At 61.9% G+C, this 11,873-nt stretch carries 13 protein-coding genes; 3 read left to right on the forward strand and 10 right to left on the reverse strand.

Translation table 11 applies throughout. The features are described 5' to 3' along the window. Positions 1-245 (forward strand): hypothetical protein (locus ACTJGZ_RS01390; protein ID WP_441661167.1); only part of this gene is annotated, 245 nt, incomplete at its 5' end. A 192-nt stretch (positions 246-437) separates the two neighbouring features. Here the strand turns inward: ACTJGZ_RS01390 and cyoE are convergent. The 8 genes from cyoE to ACTJGZ_RS01430 form a co-directional block, all read right to left on the reverse strand. After that, positions 438-1,295, reverse strand: coding sequence for a heme o synthase (gene cyoE / locus ACTJGZ_RS01395; protein ID WP_441661168.1), 858 nt, complete (start codon positions 1,293-1,295; stop codon positions 438-440). A 22-nt stretch (positions 1,296-1,317) separates the two neighbouring features. Continuing rightward, a complete protein-coding gene (gene cyoD, locus ACTJGZ_RS01400) occupies positions 1,318-1,668 on the reverse strand; it encodes a cytochrome o ubiquinol oxidase subunit IV (RefSeq protein WP_441661169.1) in 351 nt (116 codons plus the stop codon). After that, entirely contained in the window at positions 1,668-2,303 is a 636-nt protein-coding gene (cyoC, locus tag ACTJGZ_RS01405; RefSeq protein WP_441661170.1) for a cytochrome o ubiquinol oxidase subunit III, read from the reverse strand. Before cyoC ends, cyoD begins: the two co-directional genes overlap by 1 nt. 3 nt (positions 2,304-2,306) lie before the next feature. Then, entirely contained in the window at positions 2,307-4,283 is a 1,977-nt protein-coding gene (gene cyoB, locus ACTJGZ_RS01410) for a cytochrome o ubiquinol oxidase subunit I (protein ID WP_441661258.1), read from the reverse strand. Positions 4,284-4,346: 63 nt separating this feature from the next. Next, positions 4,347-5,414: a ubiquinol oxidase subunit II gene (cyoA, locus tag ACTJGZ_RS01415; RefSeq protein ID WP_441661171.1), complete on the reverse strand. Its 1,068-nt coding sequence runs from the start codon at positions 5,412-5,414 to the stop codon at positions 4,347-4,349. Positions 5,415-5,766: 352 nt separating this feature from the next. Then, positions 5,767-6,309: a response regulator transcription factor gene (locus ACTJGZ_RS01420; RefSeq protein ID WP_441661172.1), complete on the reverse strand. Its 543-nt coding sequence runs from the start codon at positions 6,307-6,309 to the stop codon at positions 5,767-5,769. 215 nt (positions 6,310-6,524) lie between these two features. Beyond that, positions 6,525-7,415: a segregation and condensation protein A gene (locus ACTJGZ_RS01425; protein WP_441661259.1), complete on the reverse strand. Its 891-nt coding sequence runs from the start codon at positions 7,413-7,415 to the stop codon at positions 6,525-6,527. 12 nt (positions 7,416-7,427) lie between these two features. Further along, a complete protein-coding gene (locus ACTJGZ_RS01430) occupies positions 7,428-7,622 on the reverse strand; it encodes a DUF3460 family protein (RefSeq protein ID WP_441661173.1) in 195 nt (64 codons plus the stop codon). A 216-nt stretch (positions 7,623-7,838) separates the two neighbouring features. On the opposite strand from ACTJGZ_RS01430, the gene ACTJGZ_RS01435 reads away from it, so the two are divergent. Continuing rightward, entirely contained in the window at positions 7,839-9,263 is a 1,425-nt protein-coding gene (locus ACTJGZ_RS01435) for a DHA2 family efflux MFS transporter permease subunit (protein ID WP_441661174.1), read from the forward strand. A 34-nt stretch (positions 9,264-9,297) separates the two neighbouring features. Continuing rightward, positions 9,298-10,812, forward strand: a complete 1,515-nt coding sequence (gene glpK, locus ACTJGZ_RS01440) for a glycerol kinase GlpK (protein ID WP_441661175.1) — start codon at positions 9,298-9,300, stop codon at positions 10,810-10,812. Between the two features lie 51 nt (positions 10,813-10,863). Here glpK and ACTJGZ_RS01445 read toward each other — a convergent pair whose 3' ends face one another. After that, positions 10,864-11,448, reverse strand: coding sequence for a UbiX family flavin prenyltransferase (locus tag ACTJGZ_RS01445; protein WP_441661176.1), 585 nt, complete (start codon positions 11,446-11,448; stop codon positions 10,864-10,866). Next, positions 11,445-11,771 (reverse strand): Grx4 family monothiol glutaredoxin, encoded by a 327-nt coding sequence (gene grxD, locus ACTJGZ_RS01450; RefSeq protein WP_441661177.1) that lies wholly within the window; start codon positions 11,769-11,771, stop codon positions 11,445-11,447. The genes ACTJGZ_RS01445 and grxD overlap by 4 nt, the downstream gene beginning before the upstream one ends. Between the last annotated feature and the right edge of the window lie 102 nt (positions 11,772-11,873).

The following is an 11,873-nucleotide window of genomic DNA, read 5'->3' on the forward strand; positions in this document are numbered from 1 at the left end:
TCCTGTGGTGGCTGCTGATGCTGGGCATGAAAGAACCGCCACGCGTTTCGGCCGCCACCCTGCGCCTGAAGCGCCCGCTGGCAGACCAGGACCTGCCCGCCCTGCAAGCCCGCTTGCAAGCCGTGCCAGGTGTGCAGGAAGTGATGCTGGCGGCTGGCGAACGCGTCGTCTATCTCAAGACTGAACGCGGCCAGTTCCAGCGCGCCGATGCGGCTGCCGCGCTAGGCGACCTGACTGGCGAATAAAGGCGGCAGGCCAAGCTCCCCCGTAAACTCCCGCCAGCCCCCGCCAGCCCCCGCAAGCCCCAAAGCAAAAACCGGGGCCGCGCCACCCAAAGCGCGCGCATAAAAAAACGCTGCATGCCCATCAGGCATGCAGCGTTTTTTGTGCCAGGAGGCCTCGGGCGTTTGCCTGTCTGCCTGTCTGAGCCCAGGGAATCAGATCGGCTGGTAATCCACCGCCAGCGCAATGCAGAGCACCACGACAATGATGATGGAAATCCAGAATACCCGTCTCGCCCAGGCATTGATATCCGTCGTCCGCCAGCCTTGCAGGCTGACCCACAACCAGTAGAGCGACATGCCACCTACCGCGACGACGTAGATCCAGCCCACATACCCGGCCAACGGCAAGGTAAAGACCGACAGCAGGAACAGCACCACGAAACCGACGATATGGCGCCTGGCGGCATCCACGCCCAGCTTCACTGGCAGCACCGGCACGCCGGCAATGCGGTAATCCGCATGGCGGAAGATACCGATAGCGTAGGAGTGCGGCACTTGCCAGAGGCAGAAGATCAGCAGCAGGAACCAGGCGCCGGCATCCAGGTGGCCGCGCACGGCCAAATACCCGATAACCGGCGGCGCGGCGCCAGAGAAGCTGCCGAAAATCGTGGATGACGCCCAGCGCCGCTTGGTACAGAGGCTGTAAACCCCCACGTACACCACGAAACCCACCAGCGCAAAGATAAACGCCAGGACATTGGTCAGGCAGTACAGGATCGCCAGGCCGCCCAGGCCCAGCACGGTGCCATAGGCCAGGCCTGCGGGCCCGGAAATACGCCCCACCACAAATGCCCGGTTGCGCGTGCGCGTCATCCGGGCATCTATATCCTGGTCGATGTAGTTGTTGAACACGCAGCCCGATGCAATGACCAGCGCGACGCCCAACAAGGTGGACAGGAACAAAGCCCAGTCCACCTTTCCCTGCGAGGCCAGCAGGAAACCGCCAGCGACGGAAACCAGATTGCCGTAGATGATTCCGGGCTTCGTGACCTGCAGGTAATCCTTAAGCATTACACGACTTCGAATCAGCCGCTTAATACACCATCATGTTGTCATGCACGTGGATCATGATCCAGATGGAGCCAACAATGACGATGAATAGCGTGATGGCCGTATAGATGAAAGCCATCGAGTTCCAGCGCTGCTCGGAGGACGTGCTCAAGTGCAGGAAGAACACCACCTGTACCAGCACCTGCAGGATGGCGCACACACCCAGAACGGCAATCAGCGCGCCGTTGCTGAGGATGTTATTGCCTGCCACCCGCTCCATCACCAGCCAGAACGGAATGGCGGTGAAGATGACGGACAGTATGAAGCCGAGGATATACGACTTGGTATTGCCATGGCTGGCGCCGAAGGAATCGACATGATTGTCGTGAGCCATCAGAGCACTCCAAACAGGTAGACAAAGGTAAAGACGCAGACCCAGACGATGTCCAGGAAGTGCCAGAACAGGCTGAAGCAGCTCAAGCGCGTGTAGTTAGTCGCCGTCACGCCCTTGGTCTTGACCTGGTGCATCAGGATCAGGATCCAGAGCAGGCCGATGGACACGTGCAGGCCGTGGGTGCCGACCAGCGTGAAGAACGCCGACAGGAACGCGCTGCGGTCCGGGCCGAAGCCTTCCGAAATCAGGTGGCGGAACTCATAGAGTTCGATGGCAACGAAGCCCGCGCCCAGCAGGAAGGTGATGAACAGCCAGAACACCACGCCATTGATGGCCTTCTGGCCACCCTTGTGGCGGGCCAGCATGGCCAGGCCGGAGCTCAGGCTGCTGACCAGCAGGAACGCAGTGTTGATCAGGATCAGATTCAGGTTTTCGCTGAAGATTTCCTTGCTGGTCGGGCCATCAGCGAAGCTGCGGCCCAACACGGCATAGACGGCGAACAAGCATCCGAAGATGATCAAGTCCGTCATCAGGTAGATCCAGAAGCCCAGGACCGTGTTCTCGCCACTGTCGTGGTGCGCATGGTCGTCATGACCGCCATGCGCTGCATTGTTTTTCAGGACATCAGTAGACATGACTTAGGCCGCCTGCTGTTTCATTCGTTGATAGTACTCGTTCTCGATGCGCTCGACCTCGGCCGCAGGGACCCAGTAGTCGATATCGTCATCATAGGAACGCACGATGAAGGTAACGATGGCACCGACGAAGCCGACGATGGCCAGCCACCAGATGTGCCAGACCAGGGCGAAACCCATTGCCAGCAGGAAGCCGCTGATGATCAGGCCCACGCCAGTGCTGCGCGGCATGTGAATGTCTTCGTACTTGGCAGGACGCTGACGGAAGCGGCCTTCTTCCTTGGCCTTGACCACCGGTTCCAGATCATCGACGTAGGGCACCACGGCGAAGTTGTAGAACGGCGGCGGCGAGGAAGTCGCCCATTCCAGCGTACGGCCATCCCACGGGTCGCCGCTCACATCGGCCAGCTTCTTGCGCTGGAAGAAACTGACGATCACCTGCATGAACTGGCAAGCAATACCCAGCAGCACGATACCTGCGCCGACGAATGCCACCCACAGGTACGGCACCCACGGTTCGTAGTCCGTCGTGTTCATGCGGCGCGTCATGCCCATGAAGCCCAGGATATACAGCGGCATGAAGGCCACGTAGAAACCGATCAGCCAGCCCCAGAAGGCGCCCTTGCCCCAGAATTCGTTCAGCTTGAAGCCGGTCGCCTTCGGGAACCAGTAAGCAAAGCCTGCGATGTAGCCGAACACCACGCCACCGATGATGGTGTTATGGAAGTGGGCGATCAGGAACAGACTGTTGTGCACCACGAAGTCAGCAGCAGGCACGGACATCAGCACGCCGGTCATACCGCCGATGGCGAAGGTGATCAGGAAGCCCAGCGTCCACATGATGGGCACCGAGAAACGCACCCGTCCGCCGTACATGGTAAAGACCCAGTTGAAGATCTTCACCCCTGTCGGGATTGATATCAGCATCGTCATGATGCCGAAGAAGGCATTGACGTTGGCCCCCGCTCCCATGGTAAAGAAGTGGTGCACCCAGACGATGAACGACAGGAAGGCAATCGCCATCGTGGCGTAAACCATCGACTTGTAGCCGAACAGACGCTTGCCGGAGAACGTGGACACCACTTCGGAGAAGATACCGAAAGCAGGCAGCACCAGAATATAGACCTCGGGGTGACCCCAGATCCAGATCAGGTTCACGTACATCATGGGGTTGCCGCCCATGTCATTCGTGAAGAAATGCATGCCCAGGTAGCGGTCCAGCGACAGCATGGCCAGCGTAGCGGTCAGCACCGGGAAGGCAGCGACGATCAGGATGCTGGAGCACAGCACGGTCCAGGTGAACACCGGCACCTTCATCATGTCCATGCCAGGGGCACGCATCTTCAGAATGGTGACGATGAAGTTCACGCCAGTCAGCAAGGTTCCCAGGCCTGATATCTGGAGACTCCAGATATAGTAATCGACCCCGACCCCCGGACTCATTTCGATCCCCGACAGCGGCGGATAGGCCAGCCAGCCCGTCGTGGCGAATTCACCGATACCCAGCGACACGTTGACCAGGGCGACGCCGACCACGAACAGCCAGAAGCTGAGCGAGTTCAACAGCGGGAAGGCCACATCGCGCGCGCCGATCTGCAGCGGCACGATGATGTTCATCAGGCCGGTCATGAAAGGCATGGCCATGAAGAAGATCATGATCACGCCGTGCGCGGTAAAGATCTGGTCGTAGTGCTCAGGGTGCAGGTAACCCTCGTTGCCGCCAGTGGCGACCGCGAGCTGGCTGCGCATCATGATGGCATCCGCGAAACCGCGAATCAGCATCACCAGGGCAACCAGGATATACATGATGCCGATCTTCTTGTGATCGACGGAGGTGAACCATTCTTTCCAGAGCCACTTCCAGCGGCCCAGGAAGGTCACCAGAAGCACCAGGGCGACGATACCCGCCGCAGCGCCCGCCGCAGCGGACAAAGCGATGGGATCATGCGGAATGGCGTTGAGTGTAAGTTTTCCGAAAATAGGATCGGTGGGGATCGCATTCGGAGAGATATTTTCTAGCATTGCTGAGTCCTCGCTACCCTACTAGTGCTGGACGGCGGCGCCGTGCGCCTGGCCATCATGCTGCGCGCCTTCGACGGCGGCATTCTCGCCCTGACCAGCGGCGGGCTGTTCCGCAGCGCCGTGCTCCACGGCATCGGCGGCATGCTCAGCTGCGGCGGGCGCCGATGCGTCCGAACGCGGCTGGTGATGATGCTGCTGGCGCTGGCTCTTGCCGGCTGCCTCAACCTGTTGAACCAGGTCGGGATCCATGCGGCCACCCATGTAGGTGTCGAGGATCTGCAGGAACAGGCCAGGCTGCACCGAACCAAAGTATTCCGGCTTGTTATTGCGGCTCTTGACCATCAGCTGGTCATAGCTGGCGTCATTCAGCACGGCGGGCGACTGGCGCACCTTGTCCACCCACTGATCGAATTCAGCGTTAGACACAGCATAAGTCTGGAAGCGCATGCCGGAGAACCCTGCGCCGCTGTAGTTCGTCGATTGGCCGAAGTACGTCCCCGGCTCATTGGCGATCAGGTGCAACTGGGTCTGCATGCCGGCCATGGCATACACCATGCCGCCGAGCTGCGGAATATTGAAAGCGTTCATCGCGGTGGCCGACGTAATGTCGAAACGCACGGGACGATCCACCGGAATGGCGATCTCGTTGATCGTGGCGATGTTCTGTTCCGGATAGATGAACATCCACTTCCAATCCAGCGACACGACCTGAATCGGCAGCGTCGGCTGATCGGACTCGATGGGACGGTACGGGTCGAGCTTATGGGAAGTGACGTAGGTAACGTAGGCCAGGAAAGCGATAATCAGACAGGGGATGCCCCAGACCACCACTTCAATCGCCGTCGAGTGTGACCACTTGGGACGATACTTGGCTTTCGTGTTGGACGCACGATACTTCCAGGCAAACAGCACGGTCAGCACCATGGCCGGGATGACCGCAATCAGCATCAAGCCGAAAGCCTGGTAAATCAGGGCGACCTGCTGCTGTCCGATCTCACCCTTGGAGTTCAGCACCACGGCTTCGCTGCAAGCAGCGAGCACAACAGCAGCTAGCGCTACTGAGAAAATACCTAATAGTCTCTGTTTCATTTCACAACCCTGACGGCAGGCCCCTTTCGTTGCATCACTCGACCTATATGGAAACTGTGGCCACCACAAACGAAGTCCCAGTCATAGACCCTCATCCGACCCTGTGACAGCTTGCGGCGCAAGGCCGAAAGCCAGGGCAGAGAACGCTTGCAGGGCAGGCGCTTCAAAAGTGGCGATGGAGCAAAACCGGCGATGGCGACACGCTTGCGATCGGCAATAGCAAACGCACCGCGTCACCTTCGCGGCGCCCGCATCATAGCAACAAATCAAACCTAACTGTACCTCTGCAATGGTTTTTGGCGCTATCCCCTACTTTAATTAGGGTTTTTTCTTTCCTGTCAGCCGCCCTGAGTTAAACACCAGGCTTGCGAACGGCAGCGGCCCGTGCGCCGGCAGCTTGCCCGGCAGTGCCCGCGACCGTTCCCAATGCAGGCAAAGCGCTGCCGCATACCCTGCAGCAGCAGGACGGCGAATTCCCTGACAGCGCCCGAAGCTCCTGTGGATAAATCTGTGGATAAGCCGTTTGACGGCATGGTTCTGCGGCAGTGCCGCCCCTGGCGGGCTGGCGCCCCGGCCTGTCACCGGCCCAGACGGCCGGCGGCTCGGCCAGCCGCAGCGCCCCGGCGCCCAGCGGGATCTCAGGCGGAGGCTGCGGCGTGGCGCCATACCAGCTATGCACCAGCTCCACCGCATTGCGCACACCGAGCTTGCTGAAAATCCGGGCGCGGTGCTTTTCCACCGTGCGCATGGAAATGCCCAGGTCGATGGCCACCACCTTGTTCGAGCGCCCTGCGGCAATATATTCCAACACCTGGCGTTCACGCGCCGTCAGGCCCTGCGGCCCCGCCTCACGGCCCGCTCCCTGCCGCCAGTTGCCGCCACCCCATGCCGCCATGCCAGTCTCCCAGAAAGAGACTTCATTCTGTCACCGGCCCTGACCCGAGGGTAACTGTCAGTTCTGACAGGACGGAATCCCCCCATTCCACGCCCCCATTTTCACGCCCCATCGCGCCCCATCGCGCCCCGCGCGCAGCCAGCCTGGGCATCCTAAGGAGCCCGCCCAGGCTGGCTGCGCGCGGCGGGCAAGCGCCCGCTGGCAGCCGGTTCGCCTCAGTAGCCGCCGCCAAGCTCCGCGTCGTCCTGGGCCGGGGCGTAAGTCAGGCGCACATAAATAGGCGCATAAGGCTCAGCCTGCGTGATTTCCAGCAGCGACTCCCGCGCCAGTTCCAGCATGGCCAGAAAATGCACCACAATGACTGCGGCCGGTTCGCCCATTTCCAGGCGCTCGACGAACAAAGCTGTGAACTCCATGAAACGCACATCCCCCAGACGGCGCAGGATATGCGTCATGTGCTCGCGCACCGAGAGCTGCTCGCGGGTAATCTGGTGGCTGGCATTCAGCTGGGCGCGTTTGAGGATATCGGCCCAGGCAGCGCGCAAATCTTCGACGCTAACATCGGGCAAGGCGCGCGATACGCTGATATCAGGAAACGCCTGGGCGCGCTGAAAGTCACGCCCCAGCACTGGCAGCTCGGACAATTCGCGCGCGGCCAGCTTCATGCGCTCGTACTCCAGCAGCCGGCGCACCAGCTCGGCGCGCGGGTCCTCGACCTCTTCGTCGGTATCTGCCTTACGCACGGGCAGCAGCATGCGCGACTTGATTTCAATCAGCATGGCGGCCATCAGCAGATACTCTGCCGCCAATTCAAGATTTTGCGCGCGTATCTGTTCAATATAGGACAGATACTGGCGCGTCACTTCCGCCATCGGGATATCCAGCACGTTGAAATTCTGCTTGCGTATCAAATACAGCAGAAGATCCAGCGGCCCTTCGAAGGCTTCCAGGAATACCTCCAGCGCTTCCGGCGGAATGTAGAGGTCCTGGGGAATGGAAAAAAGCGGTTCACCGTAGAGACGCGCCAAGGCCACATGGTCCACGACCTCGGGCGTTGAATCCTGTGACGGATTCATGAGCGCATCCAAATCCTGCGGCGCCGCCATCGTCATGGGGAATCAGTCGTTCTGATAGACGTACGGGCGCTGCGGCACGCGCGCGGCGCGCAGACGCTCCTGCAACTCCAGGTCCTGCGCCTTGTCCCACAGGCGGGCGCGGCCTTCCAGCTGGCGCTCTTCCACGCCAGGGTGTTTATCGCGGTACTGGTGCAGGAACTGGGTGATTTCAGATTCGTAACAGGTTGGCTTGCTCATGGAGGCTCCAGCGTCGGGCTTTTCAAGAAAAATCGGCAAACATAGCGCATGCAACCGGCAAGGCAACTCGCAAAAGTACCCGCCAAGCGCCACACGACTGCCAGTGCGGCGGGAAACCCTGCTGCCAGCCCGCTGAAGCGGCAATATTTCCCTCTCCCCCTGATTCTACCAACCCGCACCCTACTTCCCAAGACCAGCCCATTTACAATGTCGTCCATGACGCCATCAGATACAGACCGTCTTTCCCGCAGCCCGGACAACCTGCAAGCCAGGATGATTCCCTATATCGTCGGCTGCGCGCTGTTTATGCAAATGCTGGACGCCACCGTCGTCGCCATTGCGCTGCCGACCATGGCCAAGGCATTCGACACCACGCCGGTGCGGATGAACGTGCTCATCACCACCTACCTGCTGACCGTGGCGGTTTTCGTGCCCATCAGCGGCTGGGCGGCGGACCGCTTCGGCGCCAAGCGGGTCTTTCAAAGCGCCATTCTGCTGTTCACGCTCAGTTCCACGGCCTGTGCCATCGCGCCGTCCATTTCCTGGCTGGTGACGGCGCGCGCCTTCCAGGGGCTGGCCGGGGCCATGATGGTCCCCGTGGGCCGGGTGATCCTGCTGCGCACCGTGCCCAAATCGCGCCTGGTGAACGCCATGTCGCTGCTCTCCATGCCCGCGCTCATCGGCCCCGTCATCGGGCCTTTGCTGGGCGGGCTGCTGGTGACCTACGCATCCTGGCATTGGATCTTCCTGATCAATATCCCAATCGGCATCCTGGGCCTGTTCCTGGTGCACCATTTCATCCGGGAAGCCCCAACGCTGGATCGCACCCCGCTGGATCTGCTGGGCTTCCTGCTGAGCGCCATTTGCCTGGCCTCACTGGTCAGCGCCTTCGATGCCATCGGCCATGGCAGCCTGAGCCCGCTGGAGCTGCTGGCGCTGGTGGCGGCCGGCGTGGTGTGCGGGCTGCTTTACCTGCTGCATGCCCGGCACACGCCCTTCCCCATTATCGACCTGCGCCTGATGCGCCTGCCGTCTTTCCGCATTGCCACGCTGGGCGGCAATCTGTGCCGTTTTGCCGTGGGCGGCTCACCTTTCCTGCTGGTGCTGCTGCTGCAAGTCGGTTTCGGCCGGACAGCCATGGAAGCCGGCATGGTGACATTCGCCGGGGCCGCTGGCGCCCTGCTGATGAAGCTGGTCGCCACGCCGCTTATCAAGCGCTACGGCTTTCGCCGCGTGCTGTCGGTCAATGCCCTGCTGACCGGCGTGTTTATCGTGGCCTGCGCCGCCTTTACCGCCAGCACCCCGGCCTGGGTCATGATTGCCGTGCTGCTGCTCGGGGGTTTTTTCCGCTCGCTGCAATTCACGGGCGTCAACTCGCTGACCTACGCCGAGGTCGGCCATGCCGACATGAGCCGCGCCAGCAGCTTCGCCGCCATGGCGCAACAATTGGGCATCAGCCTGGGCGTGGGCGTGGCGGCTGCCACCATCAACGTTTCCATGCGCCTGCGGGGCGACACGAACCTGGCCCAGCCCGACATCATGGCCGGCTTCATCGCCATCGGCCTGTTGTGCGTGGCCTCCGCGCTTTCGTTCCGGCGCCTGCCCGCCGATGCGGGCGCGCAACTGGAAAAACGCAGCTGACCGATAGGCGGGGCCGCCCGCCAGGAGACCCGCCATGCCTCACGCCCGCGCCTCTTATCTGCTTGCCCTGGATCAGGGCACAACGAGTTCACGCGCCATCGTCTTCGATGCCGATGGCAAGGTCTGCGGCCTGGGTCAGCAGGAAATCCGCCAGTTCTACCCGCACTCCGGCTGGGTGGAGCATGACCCCATGGAAATCTGGCACAGCCAAAGGGATACGGCTCGCACGGCCCTGCGCAATGCCGGGCTGAGCGCCGCCGATATCGCCGCCATCGGCATCACCAACCAGCGTGAAACCACGATTTTGTGGGAACGCGCCACCGGCCGCCCGCTGGGCCGTGCCATCGTCTGGCAGGACCGCCGCGCCGCCGCCATCTGCGAACGCCTGCGCGCCGCCGGGCACGAAGACTTCCTGCGCCAGCGCACCGGGCTGCCGCTGGATGCCTATTTTTCCGGCGTGAAACTGGCATGGATGCTGGAAAACATACCGGGCGCCCGGGCGGCGGCCGAGCGCGGCGAACTGGCCTTCGGCACTGTGGATACCTGGCTGACCTGGCAGTTGACCGGTGGCGCGCTGCACCGCACTGACCCCAGCAATGCCTCGCGCACGCTGCTGTTCGACCTGCATACCCAGGATTGGAGCGATGCGCTGCTGGACTGCCTGGAGATTCCGCGCAGCCTGCTGCCTGAAATTCTGCCCAGCAGCGCCCTGGCCGGGCAAGCGCTGGCCGAACATTTCGGCGGCGCCATTCCCCTGGGCGGCATGGCCGGCGACCAGCAGGCCGCCACCTTCGGGCAAGCCTGCCTGCAACCCGGCATGGCCAAAAACACCTACGGCACCGGCTGCTTCATGCTGATGAATGTCGGCGCCGAACCCAGACTCTCCACCCAGAAACTGATCTCCACCATAGGCTGGACACTGGCCGGCGGCCAGACCAGCCATATGCTGGAAGGCAGCGTGTTCGTCGCTGGCGCCGCCGTGCAATGGCTGCGCGATGGCATGGGCCTGTTTCACCAGGCCGGCGATATCGAAGCCCTGGCGGCGAGTGTGGCAGATTGCGGTGATACCTATCTGGTGCCGGCCTTTACCGGTCTCGGCGCTCCGTATTGGGACCCCTACGCACGCGGCACGCTTGTCGGCCTGACACGCGGCACCACCCGCGCCCATATTGCCCGCGCCGCACTGGAAGCCATCGCCTTGCAAAGCACGGATGTCTTTGATGCCATGCACCGGGACAGCGGCATCGCCCTGACCGAGCTGCGCGTGGATGGCGGCGCGGCACGCAATGATCTGCTGATGCAAATGCAGGCGGATTTCCTCGGCATCCCTGTGGTGCGCCCCCGGGAGCTGGAATCCACCGCCCTGGGCGCAGCGGCGCTCGCCGCACTGGCCTGCGGGCTCTGGCAGGAAGCTGCCCATGTCGCCGCGCGGTGGCAGCCCGAAAAGCGCTTTGAACCCCGCTGGTGTGCCGAACAACGCGAGACAAAACTGCGCCGCTGGCGCCAGGCAATTGCCATCAGCCGCCAATGGCAGGCTGAGCCAGGCTGACAGCCGCGCCCGGCCAGTGTCACCTGGCCCGGATGGCGCCAGCCTGCCGTATCAGGATTCCCGCGAACCCTGCCACTCGGGCCCGCCGACGTCGATGCCGAACATATCCAGCATGCGCGCAACGGTATGGTCCACCATTTCCTCAATCGACGCAGGCCGGTGGTAGAAGGCCGGCAGCGGGGGAAAGACAATGCCGCCCATTTCCGTCACGGCGGTCATATTGCGCAGATGCGCCAGATTGAAAGGCGTTTCGCGCACCATCAGCAACAGGCGGCGGCGCTCTTTGAGCGTCACATCCGCCGCGCGCGTGATGAGATTGTCTGACAGGCCGTGCGCGATCGCAGCCAGGGTCCGCATGGAACACGGCGCGACGATCATGCCGGCGGTATCGAACGCGCCGCTGGCCAGCGTCGCCCCGACATCGCGGATGTTGTATGACACATCGGCCAGCGCCTGCAATTCACTGCGGCCGATATCCAGCTCATGCTTGAGATTCAGCACACCGCTGGCAGAAATGACCAGATGGGTTTCCACATCGGGCACCTCCCGCAGCAACTGCAGCAGGCGCACCGTGTAGAGGGCGCCCGTCGCGCCCGTCATACCTATGACCAAGCGGCGGCGCCCTGCGCGGCTCACTGCGTCGCCCCTGCCTCGTCAAGCAGCGTCTTGAGTTCGCCGCTGGCGTGCATCTCGCCCATGATGTCGGAACCGCCCACGAATTCGCCCGCCACATACAGTTGCGGAATGGTCGGCCAATTGGAATATTCCTTGATGCCCTGACGCACTTCTGCGTCTTCCAGCACATTGACCGTGACCAGTTTCTTGACGCCACAGGACTTCAGGATCTGGATGGCCTTGCCGGAAAAACCGCATTGCGGAAATTGCGCGGTTCCCTTCATGAACAGCACCACGGGATGGCCCGTAACCGTTTCGCGGATAAAAGATTGGACGTCGCTCATATCAGGCTCGCTAAAAAATACCCCACGCTGCGCCATAGACTGCCCTCAAACGGGGCATTTTGCCTAGGCATGACGCGGGCATTGGGCCAGGGCGGCATTGCC

This window comes from Kerstersia sp. (genome assembly GCF_052103615.1).
Lineage (GTDB): Bacteria > Pseudomonadota > Gammaproteobacteria > Burkholderiales > Burkholderiaceae_B > Kerstersia.